At 67.4% G+C, this 23,445-nt stretch carries 26 protein-coding genes; 7 read left to right on the top strand and 19 right to left on the bottom strand.

Features of this window, described 5'->3' with window-relative positions; translation table 11 throughout:
- The first annotated feature begins 462 nt into the window (after positions 1–462).
- Both LGN19_RS16590 and dbpA read left to right on the top strand, forming a co-directional pair.
- On the top strand, positions 463–660 hold the full coding sequence (locus tag LGN19_RS16590; protein WP_039344264.1) for a hypothetical protein: 198 nt from the start codon (positions 463–465) through the stop codon (positions 658–660).
- The gene (gene dbpA, locus LGN19_RS16595; protein WP_174956701.1) at positions 657–2,054 is read left to right on the top strand and encodes an ATP-dependent RNA helicase DbpA; all 1,398 of its coding nucleotides are present in this window, start codon (positions 657–659) and stop codon (positions 2,052–2,054) included. The genes LGN19_RS16590 and dbpA overlap by 4 nt, the downstream gene beginning before the upstream one ends.
- A 21-nt stretch (positions 2,055–2,075) precedes the next feature.
- Here the strand turns inward: dbpA and LGN19_RS16600 are convergent, their stop codons facing one another.
- Positions 2,076–2,960 carry a LysR substrate-binding domain-containing protein gene (locus tag LGN19_RS16600; protein WP_226216042.1) on the bottom strand — a complete coding sequence of 295 codons (885 nt, stop codon included), beginning with the start codon at positions 2,958–2,960 and terminating at the stop codon, positions 2,076–2,078.
- 122 nt (positions 2,961–3,082) lie between these two features.
- Here LGN19_RS16600 and hndA point away from each other — a divergent pair, with 122 nt between their 5' ends.
- Positions 3,083–4,033: a 2-hydroxy-1-naphthoic acid nonoxidative decarboxylase gene (gene hndA / locus LGN19_RS16605; protein ID WP_226216044.1), complete on the top strand. Its 951-nt coding sequence runs from the start codon at positions 3,083–3,085 to the stop codon at positions 4,031–4,033.
- Between the two features lie 71 nt (positions 4,034–4,104).
- Here hndA and LGN19_RS16610 read toward each other — a convergent pair whose 3' ends face one another.
- The 17 genes from LGN19_RS16610 to LGN19_RS16690 form a co-directional block, all read right to left on the bottom strand.
- On the bottom strand, positions 4,105–5,007 hold the full coding sequence (locus LGN19_RS16610) for a transporter (protein WP_226216046.1): 903 nt from the start codon (positions 5,005–5,007) through the stop codon (positions 4,105–4,107).
- 121 nt (positions 5,008–5,128) lie between these two features.
- Positions 5,129–5,950: an alpha/beta fold hydrolase gene (locus tag LGN19_RS16615; protein WP_174956697.1), complete on the bottom strand. Its 822-nt coding sequence runs from the start codon at positions 5,948–5,950 to the stop codon at positions 5,129–5,131.
- A gap of 36 nt (positions 5,951–5,986) precedes the next feature.
- Positions 5,987–6,178 (bottom strand): 2-hydroxymuconate tautomerase, encoded by a 192-nt coding sequence (locus LGN19_RS16620; protein WP_226216048.1) that lies wholly within the window; start codon positions 6,176–6,178, stop codon positions 5,987–5,989.
- A 28-nt stretch (positions 6,179–6,206) separates the two neighbouring features.
- Positions 6,207–6,995: a 2-oxo-3-hexenedioate decarboxylase gene (dmpH, locus tag LGN19_RS16625; RefSeq protein ID WP_122948558.1), complete on the bottom strand. Its 789-nt coding sequence runs from the start codon at positions 6,993–6,995 to the stop codon at positions 6,207–6,209.
- A complete protein-coding gene (gene dmpG, locus LGN19_RS16630) occupies positions 6,992–8,038 on the bottom strand; it encodes a 4-hydroxy-2-oxovalerate aldolase (protein ID WP_011356549.1) in 1,047 nt (348 codons plus the stop codon). The genes dmpH and dmpG overlap by 4 nt, the downstream gene beginning before the upstream one ends.
- Before the next feature lie 40 nt (positions 8,039–8,078).
- Positions 8,079–8,999: an acetaldehyde dehydrogenase (acetylating) gene (locus tag LGN19_RS16635; RefSeq protein ID WP_122948557.1), complete on the bottom strand. Its 921-nt coding sequence runs from the start codon at positions 8,997–8,999 to the stop codon at positions 8,079–8,081.
- A 40-nt stretch (positions 9,000–9,039) separates the two neighbouring features.
- On the bottom strand, positions 9,040–9,822 hold the full coding sequence (gene dmpE / locus LGN19_RS16640; RefSeq protein WP_226216050.1) for a 2-oxopent-4-enoate hydratase: 783 nt from the start codon (positions 9,820–9,822) through the stop codon (positions 9,040–9,042).
- 28 nt (positions 9,823–9,850) lie between these two features.
- On the bottom strand, positions 9,851–11,362 hold the full coding sequence (locus LGN19_RS16645) for a 2-hydroxymuconic semialdehyde dehydrogenase (RefSeq protein ID WP_226216052.1): 1,512 nt from the start codon (positions 11,360–11,362) through the stop codon (positions 9,851–9,853).
- Positions 11,363–11,451: 89 nt separating this feature from the next.
- The gene (locus LGN19_RS16650; protein ID WP_226216054.1) at positions 11,452–11,901 is read right to left on the bottom strand and encodes a GlcG/HbpS family heme-binding protein; all 450 of its coding nucleotides are present in this window, start codon (positions 11,899–11,901) and stop codon (positions 11,452–11,454) included.
- A gap of 22 nt (positions 11,902–11,923) precedes the next feature.
- Positions 11,924–12,868 (bottom strand): catechol 2,3-dioxygenase, encoded by a 945-nt coding sequence (locus LGN19_RS16655; protein ID WP_174956692.1) that lies wholly within the window; start codon positions 12,866–12,868, stop codon positions 11,924–11,926.
- A gap of 17 nt (positions 12,869–12,885) precedes the next feature.
- The gene (locus tag LGN19_RS16660) at positions 12,886–13,242 is read right to left on the bottom strand and encodes a 2Fe-2S iron-sulfur cluster-binding protein (protein WP_122948553.1); all 357 of its coding nucleotides are present in this window, start codon (positions 13,240–13,242) and stop codon (positions 12,886–12,888) included.
- 1 nt (position 13,243) lies between these two features.
- Positions 13,244–14,308 (bottom strand): NADH:ubiquinone reductase (Na(+)-transporting) subunit F, encoded by a 1,065-nt coding sequence (locus LGN19_RS16665; protein ID WP_226216056.1) that lies wholly within the window; start codon positions 14,306–14,308, stop codon positions 13,244–13,246.
- 25 nt (positions 14,309–14,333) lie between these two features.
- Complete coding sequence (locus LGN19_RS16670; protein WP_122948551.1) at positions 14,334–14,690, bottom strand: phenol hydroxylase subunit P4; 357 nt, start codon at positions 14,688–14,690, stop codon at positions 14,334–14,336.
- 80 nt (positions 14,691–14,770) lie between these two features.
- The gene (locus tag LGN19_RS16675) at positions 14,771–16,321 is read right to left on the bottom strand and encodes an aromatic/alkene/methane monooxygenase hydroxylase/oxygenase subunit alpha (RefSeq protein ID WP_226216058.1); all 1,551 of its coding nucleotides are present in this window, start codon (positions 16,319–16,321) and stop codon (positions 14,771–14,773) included.
- A 38-nt stretch (positions 16,322–16,359) separates the two neighbouring features.
- Positions 16,360–16,629 (bottom strand): MmoB/DmpM family protein, encoded by a 270-nt coding sequence (locus LGN19_RS16680; protein WP_226216060.1) that lies wholly within the window; start codon positions 16,627–16,629, stop codon positions 16,360–16,362.
- A gap of 35 nt (positions 16,630–16,664) precedes the next feature.
- On the bottom strand, positions 16,665–17,660 hold the full coding sequence (locus LGN19_RS16685) for a phenol hydroxylase (RefSeq protein ID WP_226216062.1): 996 nt from the start codon (positions 17,658–17,660) through the stop codon (positions 16,665–16,667).
- Between the two features lie 16 nt (positions 17,661–17,676).
- On the bottom strand, positions 17,677–18,009 hold the full coding sequence (locus tag LGN19_RS16690; protein WP_307872252.1) for a phenol hydroxylase subunit: 333 nt from the start codon (positions 18,007–18,009) through the stop codon (positions 17,677–17,679).
- A gap of 184 nt (positions 18,010–18,193) precedes the next feature.
- On the opposite strand from LGN19_RS16690, the gene LGN19_RS16695 reads away from it, so the two are divergent.
- Both LGN19_RS16695 and LGN19_RS16700 read left to right on the top strand, forming a co-directional pair.
- Positions 18,194–19,882, top strand: coding sequence for a sigma-54-dependent Fis family transcriptional regulator (locus LGN19_RS16695; RefSeq protein ID WP_226216064.1), 1,689 nt, complete (start codon positions 18,194–18,196; stop codon positions 19,880–19,882).
- Between the two features lies 1 nt (position 19,883).
- Positions 19,884–20,639 (top strand): GntR family transcriptional regulator, encoded by a 756-nt coding sequence (locus LGN19_RS16700; RefSeq protein WP_226216066.1) that lies wholly within the window; start codon positions 19,884–19,886, stop codon positions 20,637–20,639.
- A gap of 24 nt (positions 20,640–20,663) precedes the next feature.
- On the opposite strand, the gene LGN19_RS16705 is transcribed toward LGN19_RS16700, so the two are convergent.
- The gene (locus LGN19_RS16705; protein ID WP_226216068.1) at positions 20,664–21,488 is read right to left on the bottom strand and encodes a phosphate/phosphite/phosphonate ABC transporter substrate-binding protein; all 825 of its coding nucleotides are present in this window, start codon (positions 21,486–21,488) and stop codon (positions 20,664–20,666) included.
- Positions 21,489–21,789: 301 nt separating this feature from the next.
- Here LGN19_RS16705 and LGN19_RS16710 point away from each other — a divergent pair, with 301 nt between their 5' ends.
- Together LGN19_RS16710 and LGN19_RS16715 are read left to right on the top strand one after the other, a co-directional pair.
- Positions 21,790–22,815: a fatty acid desaturase gene (locus LGN19_RS16710; protein WP_226216070.1), complete on the top strand. Its 1,026-nt coding sequence runs from the start codon at positions 21,790–21,792 to the stop codon at positions 22,813–22,815.
- Positions 22,816–22,927: 112 nt separating this feature from the next.
- Complete coding sequence (locus LGN19_RS16715; RefSeq protein WP_226216072.1) at positions 22,928–23,359, top strand: hypothetical protein; 432 nt, start codon at positions 22,928–22,930, stop codon at positions 23,357–23,359.
- Positions 23,360–23,445 lie beyond the last annotated feature (86 nt).

The following is a 23,445-nucleotide window of genomic DNA, read 5'->3' on the forward strand; positions in this document are numbered from 1 at the left end:
TGCTCTTGTAGCCGTATCGGCCAGACGCGTAGCGCCTCACCACTTCCCGCTTGAATTTCTCGTCGTACTGCGCCATGAAAAACACCCCAAAGGTTGGATTCGCATCCAACTTTTGGGGTGCAGTTCATTCGGGGCGGCCGTTTTTTCTTGGTGGCGGCGATCAGGGCCTGTTTTCGCAAATAACAGGCCATGAATGCCCGCCATCCCCGAAGGCGTCGCCCGCAGCCGGTCGTCCGCAGCCGGTCGCCCGCAACCGGCCGTCCACAGCCGATCGTCCGCAACCGGCCGCCCGCTTCCGCTAGAATTGCGGCACGCGCGACCCCGTCGCCGCCCGATCCATCATCCGCATCGACGCATACAAGCGACGCCCGATGCGGCCCGCGCCCGAGCTGCGCGAGCGCCGCCCGCCGTTGCCGCGCCCGCCCGGGCGCGCCATCAACCGAATTCAGCTGGAGAAAGACCGTGTTTACCTGCCGAAACCAGAGCTGCGGCACGCAGTGGGAGCAGTCCGACGTCGTCATCAAGGACGAAGGCCAGGGGCTGCTGTTCCGCTGCCCGCTGTGCGGCGCGCGCAACTACCTCGAACGCTTCGAAGACGACGAAGGCAAGGTCGTCTACGAGCAGATGGAAGGCCGCCCTTACCTCGGAGACCTGGAATGACCCAGCCGACCGCCACGCCGTTCAGCGCGCTGTCGTTGACGCCCGCCACGCTCGCCAACCTCGCGCAGCTCGGCTATGTCGACATGACGCCGATCCAGGCCGCGAGCCTGCCGATCGCGCTGGCCGGCCAGGACCTGATCGCGCAGGCGAAGACGGGCAGCGGCAAGACCGCCGCGTTCTCGCTCGCGCTGCTGGCGCGCCTCGATGCGCGCAGCTTCGACGTGCAGGCGATGATCCTGTGCCCGACGCGCGAACTCGCCGACCAGGTCGCGCAGGAGGTGCGCCGCCTCGCGCGCGCCGAAGAAAACGTGAAGGTGCTGACGCTGTGCGGCGGCACGCCGATGCGCCCGCAGGCGCAGAGCCTCGAGCACGGCGCGCACATCGTCGTCGGCACGCCGGGCCGCATCATGGATCACCTCGATCGCGGCAACCTGAAGCTCGACGCGCTGAACACGCTGGTGCTCGACGAAGCCGACCGGATGCTCGACATGGGCTTCTTCGACGACATCGCGAAGGTCGCGCGGATGTGCCCGACCACGCGCCAGACGCTGCTGTTCTCCGCGACCTATCCGGACGGCATCGTGAAGCTGAGCCAGCAATTCCTGCGCAACCCGAAGGAAGTGAAGCTCGAAGAACGCCACGACAACAGCAAGATCCGCCAGCGCTTCTATGAAGTGACGGAGGACGAGCGGCTGCATGCGGTGGGCCAGTTGCTGAACCACTACCGGCCGGTAAGCACGATCGCGTTCTGCAACACGAAGCAGCAATGCCGCGACCTGCTCGACGTGCTGCATGCGCAGGGCTTCCACGCACTCGCGCTGCACGGCGAGCTCGACCAGCGCGAGCGCGACCAGGTGCTGATCCAGTTCGCGAACCGCAGCTGCTCGGTGCTGGTCGCAACCGACGTCGCCGCGCGCGGGCTCGACATCGCGCAGCTCGAAGCGGTGATCAACGTCGACGTGACGCCCGACCCCGAAGTGCACGTGCACCGCATCGGCCGCACGGGCCGCGCGGATCAGGACGGCTGGGCGCTGAGCCTCGCGAGCATGGACGAGATGGGCCGCGTCGGCGGGATCGAGCAGGCGCAGAAGCGCGACGTCGAATGGCATCCGCTCGCGGAACTGACGCCGGCCGACGACGGCGTGCTGACGCCGCCGATGGAAACGCTGCAGATCCTCGGCGGGCGCAAGGACAAGATCCGCCCGGGCGACGTGCTCGGCGCGCTGACCGGCGACGCCGGGTTCGACGGCAAGCAGATCGGCAAGATCAACGTGACCGAGTTCTCGACCTATGTCGCGCTCGAGCGCGGCGTGGCGCGCGACGCGCTGCGCAAGCTCAATGCAGGCAAGATCAAGGGCAAGCGGGTCAAGGTCCGGTTGATGGACGAGGAGTGATGCCGGCGCGCGCCGCGGCACTCACGCGGCGCGCTCACCCAGCATCGCCAGGTACTCCCGTACCGCCCCCCATTCCCCGCCGATCCGGCTGAGCGCGACGAGTTCAGAGCCCGGCACGCCGCCGGCGAGTTTCCGGTACACGATGTTCGGCGCCGCGATCCGGCTCAACGGCGACGGCACCAGCGCCACCCCGAGGCCAGCCCCCGTCAACGCCAGCACCGACAGCGTGCTGCTCACCTTGTGTGCGATGCGCGGCGTCTTGCCGAGCACCTGCCGCAGGATCGCAAGCTGCCCTTCGTCGTCACCGTCCGCCGCATAGAAAATGAACGGCTCGTCCGCGAGTGCCGCGACGCTCACCGAGCGCTGCTTCGCGAACGCGTGCCGGTCGTTCATCATCACGTCCCACGCCCAGCTGCCGACCGTCCGCACGGCCAGCTTCGGATCGAATGCCGTGCCAAAAGCCGGGCAATAGCCGATGTCGAGCCGGCCCGCGAGGATCGCGTCCTGCTGCGCGGCCGGCGCCATCTCGTGCAGGTCGAGCGTCACCTCCGGCCACGCCGCATGAAACGCAATCAGGTCGTCGGACAGCCGCCCCGTCGCGACCGCATTGCCGACGAAGCCGATCCGCACCACGCCCGTCTCGCCGCGCGCCGCGCGCTGTACGACCGCCTTCGCGCGCTCGGCCTGCTCAAGCGTGTGCCGCGCCTCGGTCACCAGCAGCCGGCCGGCATCCGTCAGCGCCACCTTGCGCGTGCTGCGCTCGAACAGCCGCGTGCCCAGTTCCTCCTCGAGCGCGCGAATCTGCATGCTCAGCGCGGGCTGCACGATATGCAGCCGCTCCGCCGCACGGCCGAAATGCCCCTCTTCGGCAACCGCGAGAAAGTAGCGCAAATGGCGAAGGTCCATACGGTCAATTCATCACTGAGAACAATCAATCCTGAAATTTAATCTATTGGATTGAAAAATCAACCACGCGCATCCTGACGGTCAGACGTTGCACCGCAGCGCACTTCCACAGGAGCCGAATCATGTCCGACCGCAACCGTATCGATGTTCACCAACACGTCGTCCCGCCGTTCTGGGCCGATGCGCTGCCCGCCCACGGCGGCGATCCGTCCGGCTGGGGCAGCCCCACCTGGAGCCCGGAAGGCGCGATCGCGTTCATGGATTCGCTCGAGATCCAGACCGGCGTGCTGTCGCTGACGGCACCCGGCGTCCAGGGCTGGACCGGCCAGGCCAAGCGCGACATGGCGCGCCAGGTCAACGAATACGTGGCCGGACTCGTCGCAAAGTGGCCGACCCGCTTCGGCAACTTCGCGACGCTGCCGCTGCCCGACGTCGACGGCACGCTCGCCGAAATCGACCACGCGTTCGACACGCTGAAAGCCGACGGCGTCGTGCTGCTGAGCAACTACGGCGGCGTCTATCTTGGCGATCCGGCCTTCGAATCCGTCTGGGCAGAACTCGACCGCCGCCGCGCGGTCGTGTTCATCCACCCGGCGAAGCCCGCGATCGATGCGATACCCGGGATGCCCGGCCCGCTGCTCGACTATCCGTTCGATACGACGCGCACGGCCGTCCAGCTCGTGCTCAACGGCGTGATCGCGCGGCACCCGAACGTGCGGATCATCCTGTCGCACGCCGGCGGCTTCCTGCCGTACACCGCGTACCGCTTTGCCGAACTCGCACCGGGCGTGCGCAACGATGTGCCGAACCGCGACGGGCTGCTCGACCTGCTGCGCACGTTCTACTTCGATACCGCGCTGTCGTCGCCGTCCGCGCTGCCGAGCCTCACCGCGTTCGCACAACCCGATCGCGTGCTGTACGGCAGCGACTTCCCGTACGCGCCGCCCGCCGTCAGCACGTCGTTCACCCACGCGCAGGATGCGTATGCGGCACTGGGCGCCGATCGGCACGCCGCGATCAACCATGCGAACGCATTGCCGCTGTTCCCGCGTCTCGCTGCGCTCGCGCGGTAACTTATGACGCGGTAAAGCGTGACGCCCCGCAACGGCGGCGTCACGCGTGCAACCGGCTGCGCGCCGTCAGGTCAGAACGGAATGACGGCCTTCGCCCACACGGCCTCCCCGGCCGGCCGGTTGCGCACGAAGAACTCCTTCACGACGCGCGCTTCCACGCTGATCTTGCTGAACTGATAGCGAAACCCCGGCCCGATCGCGAAGGTCTGCCCGCGAAAGCCGTCGCCCGCGACCGGCTGCCCGTTCTGCATGTCGTCGGTGGTCTGCTTGACGAAGTAGCCGGACAACCCGACCCGCGCCTTCGGCGTGACTGCATAGCTCGCCGAATAGTCGATGTGAAACAGGTTCCCCGAGTGATAGTGCGTGTCGTTGTTCGGCGAGTTGAAGCTGTACGTGATCTTCGCGGACACCTCGACCTTGTCGTTCGGCAGCCACGACACGCCGAATACCGGCCGTGCGGTGTAGTAGTTCTTGCCGGTGTTCAGCGCCGAATGCGCGTCGTACTGCCCGGTCGGAAACACGAACTCGATCGCCGCGACCGTGCGCAACGCGCCCGAACCCCACGCGATCAGCGCGGGGCTGACGATCAGGTCGCCGAGATTGGTGCGGTCGAACGACGCGCCGCCCGCATCGAGCGCAAGGTGCTGCATCGGCAGCACCGCATACGCGCCATAGCGCCCGCCGAGCACCGACAGGTTCGACATCCAGACCACGCGCGGAATCAGCACGTCCGCATCGAGCTTGAAGCCCGGCACCGAACCGTTGCCGTGCGAATCGTTGAAGCGCGACGCGTGGTAATGCGTGTAGTACAGCAGCGCGTACAACCCGGCCGGCGGCAGCGCGCCGGCAAAAAATGCCTCCGCGCCCTCGCCGATCGTGTCGCCGCCGCCTTCCGTCGCCCACGCGCCCGTGCTCAATGCGAGGCCCGCGCATGCGGCGAGCGAACACAACCCGAATGCAGACTTCCGTTTCATCGATGTCTCCAATATTCGTTCTACTGAATTGATTTTTTATAGGTGTGCCGTCATGGGCACCCGCATTGCCGCCGCTTGCGCCGGTGCTCGCTACGCGGCGGCAACACGTCCTGCCGATAGGCTATGCGCTGAAATGGTCGATGACGAGCTGGTTGAAGCGTGCTGCGTGCTCGATCTGCGTCCAGTGCCCGCACCGGCCGAACACGTGGAGCTGGGCATTCGGCAATAAATCGAGCAGCTTCAGCGAACTGTCGAGCGGAATCACGCGGTCTTCGCGCCCGTGCACGATCAGCGTGTCGTGCGTCAGCGCGCGCAGCTGCGCTTCATCGCTCGCGAGCGCATCGACCCAGCGCTGGCGCGGCGCCGGAAACATGTTCGCGAACGCCTCCTGGTAGCCGGGCCGCACGCTCGCGTCGTAGCGCAGCTTCGCGAGTTCGTCGTTCACGAGCGCGCGATCGAACGCGAAGATGTCCAGCAGCGCGCGCATGTTGGCGATCGACGGCGTATAACCCCATACCGCGTCGAGCCCTTCGGTCAGCGTGAAACGCGTGCCGGCCGCGCCCATCAGCACAAGCTTGCCGACCCGCTCGGGCGCCCGGATCGCCAGCGCCAGCGCGAGCGCGCCGCCGAACGAATTGCCGACCACGTGCGCGCGCTCGATGTCGAGCGCGTCGAGCAGGCCGAGCGCGTGATCGACCCAGTGGTCCATCGAATAGCGGTACCCGGCCGGACGCTCGGTTTCGCCGAATCCCGCCATGTCCGGCGCGATCACGCGAAACTGCCGCGCGAGCGCGGGCATCGTGAGCCGCCAGTTCGCATAGGCGGTCACGCCCGGCCCCGAGCCGTGGATCAGCAGCACGGGCGGCCCGTCGCCGGCGTCGTGATAGTTCGTGTCGATGCCGCCGGCAACGATCCGGCGGCCGATTTCAGGATTGGATGACATGACGCTCCTTCAGTCGATTCATGGGGACGTGGCGCGTTACCGCCCGCGCTGTTTCGCGCTCTGCCCGCCGATCCCGAAATGCCCCTTCGGCATCTCGGTGATGATCACGCGCACCGATTCGACCGGCGCCTCGAGCGAGCGATGAATGGCCTGCGTGACTTCGGCGATCAGGCGTTCCTTCTTGTCGTCGTCGCGGCCTTCGAGGATGTAGAGATGAGCAACCGGCACGATGGCCTCCTGTTTGGTCGTGTTTCGTTCAGATGAAACGCAGGCCGATCGAGCCGATGTCCTGCACGCGCAGCGTCACGCTGTCGCCGGCTTCGACGGCCACCGCCTCGGTGATGCCGCCCGACAGGATCAGGCTGCCCGCGGGAATCGATTCGCCGCGCGCGCCCAGGTGGTTCGCGAGCATCGCGACCGCGGCGGCCGGATGCCCGAGCACCGCCGCACCGGCGCCGAACGCCACCGGCAGGCCGTTTTTCTCGAGCACGATGCCGAGCGTGCGCAGGTCGACGCCCTCCACCGCGAGCGGCCGCCCGCCCGCGACGAAGCGCGCGGCCGACGTGTTGTCGGCCACCACGCTCTTCAGGTCGAACTTGAAGTCGCGGTAACGGCTGTCGATCACCTCGATGCCGGCGATGACGAAATCCGTCGCGGCGAGCACCGCACCGATATGGCAGCCCGGTCCTTTCAGCTCGGCCTTGGTCACGAATGCGATCTCGGGCTCCACCTTCGGATGGATCAGTGCCGACGTGTCGCACTCGCCGCCGTCGGGCAGGTCGTACAGATCGGTGAGGAAGCCGAACACGGGCGTGTCGACGCCCATCTGGCGCATCTTCGCGTGCGACGTCAGGCCGGCCTTGTAGCCGACGATCCGTGCACCGCGCCCGAGTTGCCGGCTTCGGATGGCGTCCTGCACCGCGTAGGCATCGTCCCAGTCCATCTCCGGATGACGGTCGGTGATCTTCGGCGTGTCGCGCGCGTCGCGCATGCAGCCGTCGAGATGCTCGGCGAGCGCTTCGACGATATCGGTGGTCAGGTTCATGCAGCCTCCCGCTTGGCTTGCGCCGCGCGCGCCTTCGCGAGCGTCAGCGCGGTGTCTTCGATCATGTCCTCCTGCCCGCCGACCATCCCGCGCCGGCCCAGCTCGACGAGAATGTCGCGTGCCGGAATCCCGTACTTGTCGCCCGCGCGCTTCGCGAACAGCAGGAACGAGCCGTACACGCCCGCGTAGCCGAGCGTCAGCGCGTCGCGGTCGAGCCGGATCGGGAAATCCATCATCGGCACGACGAGATCCTCCGCGACGTCCTGGATCTTCCACACGTCGACGCCCGTCTCGATGCCCATCCGCTCGCACACGGCGACAAACACTTCGAGCGGCGTATTGCCCGCGCCCGCGCCGAGCCCGGCCGCCGCGCCGTCGATCCGGTTCGCGCCGGCCTCGATCGCGGCGATCGAGTTCGCGACACCCATCGCGAGGTTGTGGTGGCCGTGAAAACCGAGTTCCGTCTGCGGCTGCAGCGCGTCGCGCACCGCGCCGAGGCGCGCCTTCACGTCGTCGGGCAGCATGTAGCCGGCGGAATCGGTGATGTAGATGCAGTTCGCGCCGTACGACTCCATCAGCTTCGCCTGCTTCACGAGCCCTTCCGGGCTGTTCATGTGGCTCATCATCAGGAAGCCGACGGTATCCATGTCGAGCTTGCGCGCCATCGCGATGTGCTGCTCGGAGACATCCGCCTCGGTGCAGTGCGTCGCGACGCGGATCGTATGCACGCCGAGCGCGTGCGCCTCCTTCAGATGGTCGACGGTGCCGATGCCCGGCAGCAGCAGCGCCGATACCTTCGCGCGCTTGAGCAGCGGGATGACCGCGCCGAGGTATTCGGCGTCGGTGTGCGCGGGAAAACCGTAGTTGACCGACGAGCCGCCGAGCCCGTCGCCGTGCGTGACTTCGATCAGCGGCACGCCGGCCGCGTCGAGCCCGGTCGCCACCGCGCGCATCTGGTCGAGCGTCATCTGGTGACGCTTCGGGTGCATGCCGTCACGCAGCGTCATGTCGTGGACGGTGATTCGCTTGCCTTTGAGATTCATTGCCATTTCCTTGTTCGTCCGGTCGTGGGATGCGCGCGCGTCAGGCTGCCTGCGCAGCGGGCTGGAGCGCGAGGCGGCCGGCCAGCAGCTCCTCGGCGAACATCTCGGCGGTGCGCGCGGCGGCGGCCGTCATGATGTCGAGGTTGCCCGCGTATTTCGGCAGGTAGTCGCCGAGGCCTTCGACTTCGAGGTAGATCGACACGCGGTTGCCGTCGAACACGGGCCCGTTGACGAGCCGGTAGCCGGGCACGTAGCGCTGCACGTCGGCGATCATCGCGTGCACCGATTCGACGATGCGCGCCTCGTCGGGCGCGGTCTCGGTCAGGCAGTGCACGGTGTCGCGCATGATCAGCGGCGGGTCGGCCGGGTTGATCACGATGATCGCCTTGCCTTCCTTCGCGCCGCCGACCTGTGCGACCGCCGCCGCCGTGGTGCGCGTGAATTCGTCGATGTTCTTGCGCGTGCCGGGGCCGACCGAGCGCGACGACACGGTCGCGACGATCTCGCCATAGGCAACCGGCTGCACGCGGGACACCGCGCGCACCATCGGGATCGTCGCCTGGCCGCCGCACGTGACCATGTTCACGTTCATCTCACCGGAGCCGATGTGCTCCATCAGGTTCACGGGCGGCACGCAGTACGGGCCGATCGCGGCCGGCGTCAGGTCGATCATCAGCACGCCGAGCGCATTGAGCTTGCGGCTGTTCTCCGCGTGCACATACGCGCTCGTCGCGTCGAACGCGATCTGCACGCCGTCGGCCTGCACGTGCGGCAGCAGGCCGTCAACGCCGTCCGCGGTCGTCTTCAGGCCGAGTTCGCGCGCACGCTTCAGGCCGTCGGAATCGGGATCGATGCCGACCATCCAGACAGGTTCGAGCACGGGGCTGCGCATGAGTTTGGCGAGCAGGTCGGTGCCGATGTTGCCGGGGCCGATCAGCGCGCAGCGGATCTTTCGGGTCATGGGGAATTCCTCGTTTGCCAGTAAAGGGGAACGGCGCCGCTCACGCGAACCGCACCGAACATGCGCCGATCCCGCCGATCGACACGCGGAAGTTGTCGCCGGGGCCGGCCGGCGCCATCGCGGCGAGCGCGCCGGACAGGATCACTTCGCCGGCCTTCAGCGGGATGCCGAGCCGGCCGAGCGTATTGGCGAGCCACGCGACGGCATTGACCGGCGAGCCGAGCGCGGCCGCGCCGGCGCCGGTGCCGATCACGTCACCGTTCTTCTCGAGCACCATCCCGCAGGTCGCGAGATCGACGCGGCGCGTGCTCACCGCCTGGTCGCCGAGCACGAACACGCCGCACGACGCGTTGTCGGCCACGGTGTCGCCGATCCGGATCTTCCAGTCGCGAATCCGCGAATCGACGATCTCGAAGCACGGCATCACGCATTCGGTCGCGGCCAGCACCATTGCGTTCGTCACGCCGGGCCCGAGCAGGTCGCGCTTCAGCACGAACGCGATCTCGCCTTCCGCCTTCGGCTGGATCAGTGTGTCGAGCGCGATGCACGCGCCGTCGCCGTAGACCATCCCCGACAGCAGGTAGCCGAAATCGGGCTGGTATACGCCGAGCATGTCCATCACGGCCTTCGACGTGACGCCGATCTTCTTGCCGATCACGGTTTCCCCGGCGTCCAGGCGGCGCTGCACGAAGCGCTGCTGGATCCGGTATGCGTCGTCGACCGACAGGTCCTCGTGCTGCGACGTCAGCGGCGCGATGGGCGTGCGCGAGGTCATCGCGTCGTACAGCCGGTCGCCCAGCGCGGTAATCAACGTGGAGTCCATAAGAGTGTTCCGATCAGTAACGGGTGGGTCAGAGCTTGATGCAGACGTTGCGCAGTTCCGTATAGAACTCGAGCGAATGCACGCCGCCTTCGCGGCCGATGCCCGATTGCTTCGCGCCGCCGAACGCGGTGCGCAGGTCGCGCAGGAACCAGGAATTGACCCACGCGATGCCGACGTCGATCGACGCGGCGACACGATGCGCACGGGACAGGTTGGTGGTCCAGATCGCGGTCGACAGCCCGTATGTGTTCGAATTTGCGCGGCCGATCACCTCGGCTTCCGAATCGAACGGCATCACGAGCGTGCACGGCCCGAAGATCTCGTCGCGCGCGATCGGCGAATCGTCGCCAAGGCCCGTCCAGATCGTCGGCTGCACCCACGCACCGTCGCGCAGGTCGTCCGGCATGGACGGCACGCCGCCGCCCGTCACGACCGTCGCGCCGAGTTCGGCCGCCTGGCGGTAGTACGACAGCACCTTGTCGCGGTGCTCCTGGCTGATCAGCGGGCCGATGCCGGTCGTGTCCGCTTCCGGGCGGCCCGGCCGCAGTTGCTCGGCACCGGCCTTCAGCGCGGCGACGAAGCGCTCGAACAGCGGACGCTCGACATACACGCGCTCGGTGCCGAGGCACACCTGCCCGGCGTTCGCGAAGCACGAGCGCAGCGTGCCTTCGACGGCCGCGTCGAAATCGCAATCGGCAAACACGATCGCCGCGTTCTTGCCGCCCATCTCGAGGCTGACCGGCCGCGCGCCGTCGGCCGCCGCCTTCATGATCGCCGCGCCGGTGCGCGTCTCGCCGGTGAACGTGATTGCGTTCACGCCCGGATGGGTCGTCAGGAATTCGCCGGCCGAGCCGGGCCCGAACCCGTGCACGACGTTGTAAACGCCGCGCGGCACGCCGGCTGCGTTCATCACCTCGCCGAGCAGCGCGGCCGTCTGCGGCGTTTCCTCCGACGGCTTCACGACCACCGTGTTGCCGCACGCGAGCGCGGGGCCGACCTTCCACGTCATCAGCAGCAGCGGCAGGTTCCACGGGCAGATCACGCCGACCACGCCGACCGGGCGGCGGATCGCGTAGTTGAGCGCGCCCGCGCCGTCCGGCGTCGCCATTTCGAAGGTTTCGCCCGGCACGTTCTTCACGACGTCGGCGAACACCTTGAAGTTCGCCGCGCCGCGCGGGATGTCGATGTGGCTCGCAAGGCTGACCGGCTTGCCGGTATCGGCCACTTCGGCTTCGAGAAAATCGTCGAAGCGGCGCGTGATGCCGTCGGCCACCGCGTACAGGATGTCGACGCGCTGCGCGACGGTCAGGCCGCCCCACGGCCCCGACAGCGCCGTGCGCGCCGCCTGCACGGCCGCGTCGACATCCGCGCGGCTCGCTTCGGCCACGCGCGCGATCACCGCGTTGTCGAGCGGCGAGCGCTTGTCGAACCAGCGGTCGCCCGCGCGATAGTCGCCGTCGATGAAGTTGCGGACGCGCCGCGGTTCCGGCTGCCCGCCGGCGGGGCCGCGTGTCGCGGCGAGAGGTTCCGTGTCGTACATGATGTGGTTGCCGATAGTCGTGAATCCGTGATCCGGCGCGGTCGCGAAGGACGTTCGCGCGCCGCGTGCCGTGTTGCGCATGCCGCCCGTCACCCGCCGCCGAAGCCGGCCGCGTCGAGGCCCGCACGCGCGCATTGCTCGTCCTGCGCCTCGCTGCCGCCCGACACGCCGATGCCGGCGATCAACGCGCCGTCGTCGACGATCGGCAACCCGCCGCCGAACGCGACGAAGCGCGGGCGCAACACGAGCCCCTGCCGCACGGCCGCCGAATGCGCGGCCAGCGCGTCGTGCCACGCACCGGTCGACAAGCCGAAGCTCGCGGCCGTGTACGCCTTGTCGATCGCGATGTCGATCGAATGCAGCGGCGCGCCGGGCATCCGCACGAATGCCGCGAGCAGGCCGGCCGCATCGACGACCGCGACGTTCACGCGCACGCCGAGCCGCTCGGCCGCCTCTGCCGCCGCCTGCGCGGCGCGCGACGCGGCGGGCCAGTCGATCGTGCGCGTGACGACGCTGCGGGTCGAATCGTTGCTAGCCATGACGTTGTACTCCTTGCGTGGGTCAGGTGTAGACGGTCGTGAACGCTTCGTTCAGTTCACCGGAATGGAAGAAGATCCCGCGCCCGAGCTCTTCCTCGGTCCACGTCGTGACCGGGCGGTCGGGCTGCGCGAGATAGCCGAGCCCCGCGAAGGTTTCGTTGCGGTTGCCGCTCGGATCGAAGAAATAGATGGTCGTGCCGCGCGTGATGCCGTGCCGCGTCGGCGCGACGTCGATCTTCACCTTGTTCTTCGCCATCACGTCGGCCGACTTCAGCACGTCGGCCCAGTCGTCGAGGAAGAACGCGATGTGATGCAGCCCGTTACGCGGGCCGCCGACGAACGCGATGTCGTGCGGCGTCGAGCTGCGGAACATCCACGTCGCGGCCTGGATCGTGTTGCCCGGGCCGACCATGACCTGCTCGGCCAGATGGAAGTCGAGACACTCGGCCATGAAGCGCGTGTTCTCCTCGACACGGTTCACGCCGGCTTCCGGGTTCAGCTCGCACATCAGCAGGCAGTGGTCGAGCCAGTGCACGGCCGAGCCCGGGATGTCGTCGGGCCACGGATCGGGATTCAGCGAGCCGACCGCGGTGCCGACCAGCTCCTTCTTCGCGAACAGCCGCAGCTCGTGCCCGCTCGGCAGCAGGAAGCGCAACTGGCGGCCCACCGCCGGCAGCGCGCCCTCGGGCAGCATCTCCGTCCGGATGCCGTACGCCTCGATCCGCTGCTGCAACGCGTCGAGATCGGCGTCGTGCTCGACCTTGTAAGCCGCATGCTTGAGCCCCGCCTGATCGGACGGCGACAGGATCAGCGAGTACCGATCCCATTCGTCCCAGCATTTCAGGTACACGTTGCCGGCCGCATCGCGCATCGTCTCCTGCATGCCGAGCACGCGGATGTAGTGACGCAGCGCCGCCTCCATGTCCATCACCTTCAGATTGACATGACCAATACGCATCACACCCATGGTGAGTCTCCTCCTGGTTACTTGTTGAATATCGGCGCCCCGGCGCAGGCCGAGCCGCAGAAAAACGGCTTTTTCAGCCGGCCCGCCACTTCCAGCTCGACGTCGCCGTCCGGCGCGACGCGGCACGCGAGCGCATAACCGTCGCGCTCTTCGTCGGCGCTCACGTGTGCGCGGCTGATCGGCCCGAGCCGATGCACGGCGCCGCGCAGCACACGCACCTTGCACACGCCGCACCCGCCGTTCAGGCAGCCGACCGGGATGCCGCGCCGGCCGAGCTTCGCCATCCCGGCCAGCAGCGATTCGCCGGAGGCGCACGCATAGCGCTCGTCGGTCTGCGCGATCGTTACCGTGGCGCACACGCGGCCCGCGTCCATCTCACACCCGCCGGAACAGCGGGCTGCGCGTCTGTTGCGCGTCGGCCGCCGAGATGAACTTCTCGTGATAGATGTCGCGCTCGAACAGGCGGCCCTTCATCAGCGCGGTGATGCACGCGTCGATCATCGCGGGCGGCCCGCACAGGTAGGCCTGATGACCCGAGAAGTCGCCGTCGAAATGCGCGTTCGCGACGTCGTGCACGAACCCTTGTGCGACCCCGCCGCCCGCATCCGCTGCGCCGTCGGACAGCGCGGGCACATACGTGAAGTTCGGGTAACGCTCGGCGAGCGCGCGGAATTCGTCGTGGTAATAGAGTTCCTTCGCGTTGCGCTGGCCGTAGACCAGCGTGATCGGCGCGGTGACGCCGCCGTCGAGCAGGTCCGCGATCATCGAGCGCGGGCTCGACAGGCCCGAGCCGCCGGCCATGAAGATCATCGGCAACGCGGCCGAGCGGCGCACGAAGAAGCGGCCGTACGGGCCCGACAGCCGCACGCGGTCGCCGGTCGCCAGCTGCTCGTGCAGGTAGCCGGTGCCGAGCCCGCCCGGCACCTGCCGCACGTTCAGCTCGATCTCGCCGGTGGCGGCGACGTCGGCCGGTGAATTCGCGATCGAGAACGCGCGGCTCTGCCCGAGCCCCGGAATCTCGAGCTGCACGTACTGGCCGGCCTGGAAATGGATCGGCTGCGACAGCTTCAGGCGGATCGACTTGATGGTCGGCGTGAGTGGCTCGATGCGCGTGACGTCCGCCGCGAAATCCCTGACCGGGATGATCTCGGCGTCGGGTTCCTCGTCGACGTCGGCCTCGATCACGGTGTCGGCCTGCAGCGTCGCGCAGCACGCGAGCGCCTTGCCTTCCTCGCGCTCGAAGTCCATCAGCGCGAACGGGTTCGCGTCGCCGAGATCGGTCTCGCCGTCGAGCACCGCGACCTTGCAGGTGCCGCACAGCCCGTGACAGCACGCGTGCGGAATGTAGATGCCCTGGCGCAGCGCCGCGTCGAGCATCGTCTGTCCTTCCTCGACTTCGATCGTGACGCCCAGCGGCTCGATGGTTAGTTGGTGGCTCATGATGGTTCGCCCGTCCGCGTCGCGGTCAGAAGCTCGCGCCGCCGAGGCCGTCGAGGCCCGGCGTGCGGAAGCTGATCAGGTCCTTGTGCCCGAGGCCGTTGCCGGCCAGGCTCTTCTCCGCGTCCGGCGCCCACGGCTCGCCCGAGCGGAACCACTCGACGCGATCCCAGTCGATCTTCGCGAAATCCGGGTGGTAGCCGTAGACGGGCGGCAGCACGTCGCGCGCGAGCGCGCCGAACGGCAGGTCCGGCGGCAGCGGCAGGCAGAACGGCGCCGGGAACATCAGGTGGTCTTCCCAGCACACGTAGAGCAGCGGTGCGGGAAACTTCCCGACCGCGTCCTTGATCGGGAAGTCGTAGGGTTTGAGCGCGATGACGGCCATGCTTGTCTCCTGTCGGCCGGCGTTCGCGCATGCGCGCGTGCGCCGGTCTCGTTCAAGGTTTCGTCGGTGTGACGTATTGATCAGTTGCTCGTGGCCTGGCCACGCCATGCCGCGAAGTTCTTCTGGTCTTCCGAGCCTTCGAAATCGAGGTTGTCTCGGCCCATGCCCACCGCGTAGTAATCGAGCACGGCGGCGAGCGGATCGAAGCCTTCCGCGCTCGGGTCCACATCGGGCGGGAAGCAGTTGCCCTGGTGGATCTGGTGCACGGGCAGCCACGCCTGCACGTACTTCTGCGGCTCGTGATCGAAGATTTCCTTGCAGTGATCGCTGCAGAAATGGAACTTGTTGCCGAGGTAGTCCGATTCGCGCGCGCCGATCTTCCGCGGGTTGCCTGGCTCGGTGAACAGCATCGGGATCTGGCAGGTCTGGCACAGCATCGGCAGCGTCTTCATGTAGAAGCGGTTGCCGGCCTTCGCCTGCTCGCCCCAGTAGTCGAAGCGCGGGCGGTAGTAGCGGTCGAACGAGTCGGGATACTTCGCGGACAGCCACGCCATCTCGTCCTCGGTCGGCACCCACGTGTGGAACGCGGACGCCGCGTTGAAGCCGTAGAACGTCGACCAGGCCTGGTGGCTGATGTGATCCTTGCCTTCGCACGCGTCCTGCCAGCCCTTCGGCTCGCGAATGCCGTAGCGCGCGAGATCCTTGAACAGCGCGCCGCCGTTCTGCTCCGCGTACATTTCCCACGATTCGCGCCAGCTCATCACGCGCTTCGGCTGCATGTAGTCCATCATCATCGCGACGAGCGTCAGCAGCCGGTAGCCGCGCCAGAACCATTTGTCGATCCAGCGCTGCACGATCGGCACGTTGCCCGGATCCTGCTCGAGCAGGAACTTGATGCACTCGATGCCGAGCGTCATGTGACGCGATTCGTCCGACTGCGCGGAGAAGCCGAACGTGACGGTCGACATGTCGCCGTTGTACGCCGCGCCCGACATGAACGGCACGAACAGCAGGTTCGTCAGCACGTATTCGAACGAGAAGCTCACGGCGGTCAGGAACTCGAACGGCCCCGACGAGTACGCATCCTCGAAGAACGACTTCGGCACCGACAGGTACCAGACGCGATCGAACCAGTGATTCGAGTGATGGAACCCGTTGAAGAACTTGTTGTACGTCGACATCGCGTGCGTTTCGGTCTGGTAGTGCCGCAATTCGTCGATCGACTGCATCTGGCACGCGATGCGCGCGCCCTCGCCGGTGAAGTGCCGGCCGACGTGCGCGAAGCCGCGATGCGCGAGGTATTCGAGCGGCGTCACGCCCTGGATGAACAGCTTCAGCGCGTTGATGTAGCGTGCATCGGTCACGCCGAGGAACGCGTTGTTCTGCGTGAACGCGTCGATCACCGCGTACAGCTTCTTTTCCTTCTCGCCCTGGTATTTCCAGTACGCGTCCATCGTCAGGCGAAACGGGTCGACCCACTTGTCCCAGTCGTGGATCTTGATGCCCTCGTAGCGGTCGTACGGGAATACCTTGTCCATCGGCTGGTAGGTCGTCTCCCAGCCGAGGCCGCGCGTCATCGCCGCGTAGCGGTCCTTCAGGCCGAGTTTTTTCTTGAGCGTTGGCGTGTCCATTCGTGTCTCCGGTGTTGTCGGTGCGCGTGGCGCGTCGTTCAGTGCGACCAGCTCAGCGTGAACTGGTCGTCGTCCTCGTCGATATGGCCGGACAGCGTGATCAGGTTCACCTGAAGCTGCTGCAGGTCGAAACGCGTGCCGGTCAGTTCCTCGATCGTTTCGCGGCGGATCGTCAGCCGGTCGGGCGAATCGATCTTGACCATCCCGGGCGACTCGACCACCACCGCGAGCGGGTTGTCGGCGACGATCGCCTCGACGATCGGTATGGACTCCTCATTGGCCTGGAAGGCGATGAATACGTTGGACATGCTGGTTTCCTGGATGAAAGGTGGGCGGCCCGGGCTCAGAGCACGATGCCGAGCTTCGCGACACGCGTATGGAACTGTTCCCGCACTTCGTCGAGCGCCGCGCGGCCGTCGTCCTGCAACGCCAGCGCCGCCACCGGCGCGAGCGCGGCTTCAGCCCGCGCGGACCAGTCGCGCGTCCAGCGTGCCAGCAGCGCGCGGTTGTCGTCGGATTCGGCGGCCATCGTCTTCACGACGGCATCGATCCAGCGGTTCGATTCGGTGTGCCATTCGGGCATGAACGCGGTCAGCATCGCCACCGCCGAGCCGCCCGCGAGCGCGATCCGTTCGTCGACGAAGCGGTCGTACACGAGCGGGTAAAGCAGCCCGTCGAGCGCCAGGTTCTGCGCGACGAACAGCTCGACCGGATCGGCGACCACCAGCGTGTCCTCGACATAGCGCCGCAGCGGCTGCCACGCGGCGCAGGTCGTCCACGCCGCCTTGGCGGTGTCGAGCACGTCGGGCTCGGCCATCGCGAGCGCGAGCCGCGTGAGGTACTGCGCGACCCCGAGGTTGTCCATCGCGTGGAACATCGCGGGCGCCGTGAACGCGGTGCCGTAGCCGAGCGCGCAGACCTGCGCGTTGTTCATGTTCGCGCCCCAGGCCGCGTGGCGCAGCGGCACCAGCACGTCGAGCGCGTGCGCGGCGACGTCGTCGCGCATCAGGCCGATCATCCGGCGCGACTCGACGAACTCGAAGTTCGCTTCCATCGTGTCCTGCTGGCGCGCCCGCGTGGTCGCCCACGACGCGTAGTAGAACTGGCGCGGATCCTTCAGCGCGTACCAGTTCGCCATCCGGATCGCCGAGCGCGACGCGTCGAAGATCTCGTAATCGGGATCCCACGTCGGGCGGTAATGGAAGTTCGCCTGGGGCTGCGCGCCCATCATGCCTTCCTGGTAGCGCGTCGCCGTCTTGTCGCCGCCGATGTTCTGCGCCACGTGCGCAAAGGTGTGCCGGAGCGGCTTGATGTCGACTGTCTTCAGCTCGATGGTCACTTCTTGCTCCTCAAGGTCATGGGTTCGCTTCGACGTCCAGCCGCGTGACCTGCTGTTCGCGGCAGAACGCGTCGAAGGCGGCAGGAGGCAACGTCAGCTCGACGCACAGCTCCGGCGCGCCGCCGATCGACAACTCGAATTCGACGAAGCCGCGGGTGTTCGTGCCGGTGACGCGGACGCACTTGCGGCCCGGGTCGAGCGGGGAAAGATCGGTATCGGGTGGATTCATGATCGGTGTCGCCTCCATGCCGTCCTTCAATGCAGCATCCGTGCCACGCGAGTCCGGTTCGACAAAAAATCTCGATAATTCAGGGAAAGCCCTGACGCGAAGTTCAATTTCGCGATCCACAATGGCGGTTAACCAGAAGGGAAAACGCGCCCGATCAATCGCGCCAAACGCCTGATTCGGCGGCCCTCTTCATCATTTGAGCAACCCGGCGGCACGCATTTGATGAAATGATCAAACGGTTGCCCGGGTTGGGGCGCCGCTTGCGGAAATTTCGAAAATCACGAGAAATCTCGACGGAGGAGACATGACGCGGCCCAGCCTGCCCCCCTTGCCGCCGGACACCGACCTGCGCAAGCTGATCCATTTTTCGGCGAGCGACGGCCGCATCTGGCTCGCCGGACAGCGGATGGTGCTGCTCCATGCCGGCGCGCTGGCGACGCTGCGCCAGGAACTGATGGAAAGCGTCGGGCCGGCGCAGACGCGGCGGTTCTTCACGCGCGTCGGCTTCGCCGCCGGCGAACGGGATGCCGCGCTCGCCCGCGAGATCCGCAGCGGCGCGTCGCTGTTCGACATGTTCCACGTCGGCCCGCAGCTGCACATGCTCGAAGGCGCCGTGCAGGTCACGCCGTTGCGCTTCGAAGCCGATCCCGCGACGGGCGCGTTCTATTGCGAATACCGCTGGGAACATTCATGGGAGGCCGACGTGCACCGCCGCACGTTCGGGCCGCAGCCCGAACCGGTGTGCTGGATGCTGATCGGCTATGCGACCGGCTATACGAGCGCGTTCATCGGCCGGACGATCCTGTTCAAGGAAACGAGCTGCGTCGGCATGCAGGACCCGCACTGCACGATCGTCGGCAAGCCGGCCGAGGAATGGCCCGACGCCGAGGAAATCTCGTCGTGGTTCAAGGCCGATTCGCTGATCAACACGATCCGCGACCTGCAGACCGAGGTCGAATCGCTGCGCCTCGAGATCGCGCCCGACGACGGCCGCACGCGGCTCGTCGGACGCTCCGACGCGTTTCGCGCCGCCTATGCGCTGCTCGAGACGGCCGCACCGACCAAGGTGGCCGTGCTGCTCACCGGAGAGACGGGCGTCGGCAAGGAGCGCTTCGCCCGCGCGCTGCACAGCCTCAGCCCGCGCGCCGCGAAGCCGTTCGTCGCGATCAACTGCGCGGCGATTCCGCACGCGCTGATCGAGTCGGAACTGTTCGGCGCGGAGAAAGGCGCATTCACGGGCTCGCAGGTTGCGCGCGCCGGGCGCTTCGAGCGCGCGAACGGCGGCACGCTGTTCCTGGACGAAATCGGCGAGTTGCCGCTCGACGTGCAGGCGAAGCTGCTGCGCGTGCTTCAGGAAGGCGAGGTCGAACGGCTCGGTGCGACCGACGGCAGGAAGGTGGATGTGCGCGTCGTCGCGGCGACCAACCGCGATCTCGAACAGGCCGTGCGCGACGGCACCTTCCGCGCCGACCTCTACTACCGGATCAACGTCTACCCGGTGCTGATTCCGCCGCTGCGCGACCGGCAGGACGACATCGCGCTGCTCGCCGACGCGATGCTGGAACGCTTCGCTTCGCTGCACGGCAAGCCGGCACCTACGCTGACCGACTATGCGTACGACGCGCTGCGCGGCTACCGGTGGCCCGGCAACGTGCGCGAGCTCGAGAACCTGATCGAGCGCGCGGTGATCCTGTCGCGTCCCAACCGGCCGGTCGACGCGAAGGACCTGTTCCCCGGCGTCGGGCTGCCCGGCGGCGCGACCGTCGACCGTGCGGGGCAGATCAAGCCGGCCGCCGCGCTGTCGATCGATTGCGCGACGATCCTCGACCAGTTGCAGGGCGGCGGCGGGCTCGACGGCCTCGAGCGCGCGCTGCTGCACGAGGCCGTCGATCGCGCGAACGGCAACCTGTCGGCCGCCGCCCGCCTGCTCGGGCTGACGCGTGCGCAGCTCAGCTATCGCCTCAACCGCAAACAGGATCAGGAGGAAGCTTGACATGAACACCATCCTGCCCGCCCACCCGTTCGCCGACGCGCTGCACGACGACACGTCGCCTGCGATCGAGCCGGCCGCCGACGACGCGGTCGAACCGCATGCGCGCACGCTCAGCGAGCATGCGTACCACCAGCTTCGCCAGCACATCATCGAAGGGCACTACCCACCCGGCGCGAAGCTGCGCGTCGAGCACCTGAAGGACGTGTACGGCGTCGGCGCGGGCACGCTGCGCGAGGCGCTCACGCGGCTCGTCAGCGATGCGCTGGTCGTCGCCGAAGGGCAGCGCGGGTTTCGCGTCACGCCGATGTCGGTTGACGATCTCGAAGCGATCACGCGGCTGCGCATCCATATCGAGGTCGATGCGCTGCGCGAATCCGTGCGGCGCGGCGACGATGCGTGGGAACAAAGAGTGCGGCAGAGCTTCGAGATGCTGTCGGCGTGGGAGCAGCCGGTATCGATCGAGCACCGGACCGCGTGGGAAGCGTGCAACCGGCGCTTTCACGAAGCGCTGATCTCGGCGGCCGCGACGCCGTGGACCTATCTGATCCTGCGCATGCTGTCGCAGCAAAGCGAACGTTACCGGCGCGTGTGCATCGGGCTCGGCGATTCGAAACGCGACGTGCATGCGGAGCACACGTGCCTGTTCGAAGCCGCGATGCGGCGCGCCGATGCGCGCGCGGCGCTCGCGCTCGAAGACCATATCGGCACGACGCTCGCCGTCGTGCGCAACGCGCCGCCCGGCACGCTGCCGTTCTAGCGCTTCAACGCGCGCTCGCGGCGCTCAGGCCAGCGCGGGATAACCGTGCGCGGCCGCCTGCTGCTCGAACCGCGCAATCGTGTCGTAGTCGGCTGGCGACAGCCGTTCGAATCCCTTCAGCCGCAACACGCGCGCCCGTTCCGCATCGGCCGCGACCGCGCCGTCGAGCGCATCCTGCAACGCAGCGACCTGTGTGGCTTCGAGCGCTCGCGATGCGATGAACGGCAACCCCGGCGCGAGCGCCGTCATCCCGACGATCCGGATGTCCTTCAGCAATTCGGGCAGTGCATCCCTCACGTATGCGAACGTCACGCAGTCGATCGCCGCGCAATCGGCTTCCCTCGAAGCGAGCGCACGCAGCACGTTCAGGTGCGAGCCGAGCGCCGCAACCGATCCGAAGAATCGCCCGTCGCGCGCATGCGGCGCAACCGCATGCCGGAGCGCATTCATCCCGCTGTGCGAATCTGCACCGTTGAATGCGGCCCGCAGCCCCCGGCATGCAGCGAGCGTCGTCGCGCCGCCCGCATGCGCGTGTGCCGACACGGCCAGCACGCTGCTGTAGTGCGCGCCGTGGCAGCCGTCCGCGTCGAACACGGGGGTCGCGATCAATCGCACTTCATCGCGCAAGCCCAGCATCCGGTACGGGTAGCCGCAGGTCTGCGACAGCAGCAGATCGTCGCGCCGCCACAGCGCATGCAGGTCGTCGAACGGTTCGTCGGGAAGCGCGACATCGGCGGGCCCGCCCGCGTTCGCGAACGCATCGAGTGCGTCGCGCAGCAGCGCGCGCCACAGCGCGTCGTGGCGCGGCGTCACGTTGTACATCGGCAGGGCGGCGATCCAGGGGCTCATGCGGGCATTCTACGCATCGCCGCGCGGGCAACGGAACCCGGTTCGATCCCGGCAAAACGGGGGCCGAACGTGGCGCGGTACGCCTGAAGCTTATCGGCCGCACGACGATAAGCAAATCCGAATCGATTGGTTGGCCGCGCGGCGCGATCCCGGTACCGTCCAGATGCCTGCTTGAGCATCGCCACCTCGCGTGATGCCGGACAGGCCGACCGTGATCCGCGAGACACCTGCGCACCCGGGCCGAGCTGGCCGGTTCAACCGCGCGTTCCCCGCACCGCCCGTTCACTCCCGCCTCAACGCCATGGCCGAATACTTCGACGTCGACCACGCGCGTGCGATTGCCGCGCTCGACACCCGCTTCACCGCCCGCACCGAGTGGCCGACCTGGCTGCTGGTCGTCGCGATCTACGGCGGCTGGCTCGCCGTGCTGCTGCTCGTGCGCGACGGCACCCTGTCGCTCGCGGCCGCGACGCCGCCGCTGATCCTGCTCGGCGCATGGCACCTGTCGCTGCAGCACGAGTTGCTGCACGGCCATCCGACGCGCTCCGCGCGCGTGAACCAGCTGCTCGGCTATCCGCCGCTGACGGTCTGGTATCCGTACACGCTGTATCGCGACACGCATCTCGACCATCATCGCGACGAAGACCTGACCGTGCCGGGCGTCGATCCCGAAACGAATTACGTCACGCGCGAGCACTGGGCGCGGCTGCCACGCTGGCGTCGCGTGCTGACGCTCGCACGCAAGACCTTCGTCGGGCGTTTCATCGCCGGGCCGCCGCTGAGCATCGCCGCGATGGGCGTCGACGCATTCACCGCGTTCCGGCGCGGCGACTTCCGCTATCTGCCGATGTGGGCGACGCACGTCGCCTGCGTGGTGGCGCTGCTCGCGTGGCTGCAATGGGCGATCGGCGTGCCGTGGTGGTACTACCTGCTCGCGGTGACCTGGCCCGCGTTGTCGATCGCGATGATCCGCTCGCTGTACGAGCACCGCGCCGCGCCGCATCCGAAGGCGCGCATCGCAATCAATGAAGCTGGCTTCGCGATGCGGCTGCTGTACCTGAACAACAACTATCACCTCGTCCATCACGACTTGCCGAAGCTGCCGTGGTACGACCTGCCGCGCGCGTACCGGATGCGCCGCGACGCGTATGCGGAGAAATGCGGCGGTTTCGTGATTCGCGGCGGGTATCGCGAACTGCTGGCGCGCCATGCGTGGACGCCGACCGATACGCCCGTGCATCCGTTCGAGCAGGGCACGGCGTCGTTGTCGACGGGGCGGGGCGTGAAGGTGGCGGTGGTCGACGAGGTGTTGCAGATCAGTACGTGACCCTGGAGCGATGCGCGTCGCAGGCGGCGACAACGCCCCGATCCCGCCGCTTCCGGTAGAGTCTCCACCGGGGAATCGGGCCACGGACATCCGGCAGGAGAAGACGCCAAGCATGCACGCACCAGAATCGACATCACACACGCGCAACGGGCTCCGGCGCGTCCTGGCGGCCCTCCTGCTGACCCTGCTTCCACTGACCGGATTCGCGGAAGGCACCGTCGGATTCCGCGACGACATCCTGCCCCTGTTCCGCAACAAGCCGGCGCTGGAGCGCTTCGTCCTGGCAAGCTTCGAGATTCGCGGCGCCGCGGTCGGCATCCGCCTCTCGGGTGCCGCCATCCCCGGCTTGTCCGGCGCGAGAATCGGCCCCTACACGGTACCCGTCGACTGGAACGATCACGGCAAGCCGGTTCCCGCCACGCTGACGATCTACACGACCCAGACCTTTTACGACAGCCACGGCCGCACGCTCGAAGGCGATCTGACACAGGCGGTCAAGGTCGTGGAGCACGTCGATTCGATCTCCGTCGATCCGGCTCGCTAACCGCCGAAATCTTACGAAATACCAACAACATCGCTCATACCCGCGCATTGCCAATTGCATCGGCAATGCCCAGAATGACGGCTCGT

The sequence above is a fragment of the Burkholderia sp. AU30198 genome (assembly GCF_020419825.1).
Taxonomy (GTDB): domain Bacteria; phylum Pseudomonadota; class Gammaproteobacteria; order Burkholderiales; family Burkholderiaceae; genus Burkholderia.

Bases quoted from the DNA above. Each gene is read 5' to 3' on its own strand.
- dbpA (WP_174956701.1), top strand. From the start codon at position 657: ATGACCCAGCCGACCGCCACGCCGTTCAGCGCGCTGTCGTTGACGCCC.
- LGN19_RS16600 (WP_226216042.1), bottom strand. From the start codon at position 2,960: ATGGACCTTCGCCATTTGCGCTACTTTCTCGCGGTTGCCGAAGAGGGG.
- hndA (WP_226216044.1), top strand. From the start codon at position 3,083: ATGTCCGACCGCAACCGTATCGATGTTCACCAACACGTCGTCCCGCCG.
- LGN19_RS16610 (WP_226216046.1), bottom strand. From the start codon at position 5,007: ATGAAACGGAAGTCTGCATTCGGGTTGTGTTCGCTCGCCGCATGCGCG.
- LGN19_RS16615 (WP_174956697.1), bottom strand. From the start codon at position 5,950: ATGTCATCCAATCCTGAAATCGGCCGCCGGATCGTTGCCGGCGGCATC.
- dmpH (WP_122948558.1), bottom strand. From the start codon at position 6,995: ATGAACCTGACCACCGATATCGTCGAAGCGCTCGCCGAGCATCTCGAC.
- dmpG (WP_011356549.1), bottom strand. From the start codon at position 8,038: ATGAATCTCAAAGGCAAGCGAATCACCGTCCACGACATGACGCTGCGT.
- LGN19_RS16635 (WP_122948557.1), bottom strand. From the start codon at position 8,999: ATGACCCGAAAGATCCGCTGCGCGCTGATCGGCCCCGGCAACATCGGC.
- dmpE (WP_226216050.1), bottom strand. From the start codon at position 9,822: ATGGACTCCACGTTGATTACCGCGCTGGGCGACCGGCTGTACGACGCG.
- LGN19_RS16645 (WP_226216052.1), bottom strand. From the start codon at position 11,362: ATGTACGACACGGAACCTCTCGCCGCGACACGCGGCCCCGCCGGCGGG.
- LGN19_RS16650 (WP_226216054.1), bottom strand. From the start codon at position 11,901: ATGGCTAGCAACGATTCGACCCGCAGCGTCGTCACGCGCACGATCGAC.
- LGN19_RS16655 (WP_174956692.1), bottom strand. From the start codon at position 12,868: ATGGGTGTGATGCGTATTGGTCATGTCAATCTGAAGGTGATGGACATG.
- LGN19_RS16660 (WP_122948553.1), bottom strand. From the start codon at position 13,242: ATGGACGCGGGCCGCGTGTGCGCCACGGTAACGATCGCGCAGACCGAC.
- LGN19_RS16665 (WP_226216056.1), bottom strand. From the start codon at position 14,308: ATGAGCCACCAACTAACCATCGAGCCGCTGGGCGTCACGATCGAAGTC.
- LGN19_RS16670 (WP_122948551.1), bottom strand. From the start codon at position 14,690: ATGGCCGTCATCGCGCTCAAACCCTACGACTTCCCGATCAAGGACGCG.
- LGN19_RS16675 (WP_226216058.1), bottom strand. From the start codon at position 16,321: ATGGACACGCCAACGCTCAAGAAAAAACTCGGCCTGAAGGACCGCTAC.
- LGN19_RS16680 (WP_226216060.1), bottom strand. From the start codon at position 16,629: ATGTCCAACGTATTCATCGCCTTCCAGGCCAATGAGGAGTCCATACCG.
- LGN19_RS16695 (WP_226216064.1), top strand. From the start codon at position 18,194: ATGACGCGGCCCAGCCTGCCCCCCTTGCCGCCGGACACCGACCTGCGC.
- LGN19_RS16700 (WP_226216066.1), top strand. From the start codon at position 19,884: ATGAACACCATCCTGCCCGCCCACCCGTTCGCCGACGCGCTGCACGAC.
- LGN19_RS16705 (WP_226216068.1), bottom strand. From the start codon at position 21,488: ATGAGCCCCTGGATCGCCGCCCTGCCGATGTACAACGTGACGCCGCGC.
- LGN19_RS16710 (WP_226216070.1), top strand. From the start codon at position 21,790: ATGGCCGAATACTTCGACGTCGACCACGCGCGTGCGATTGCCGCGCTC.
- LGN19_RS16715 (WP_226216072.1), top strand. From the start codon at position 22,928: ATGCACGCACCAGAATCGACATCACACACGCGCAACGGGCTCCGGCGC.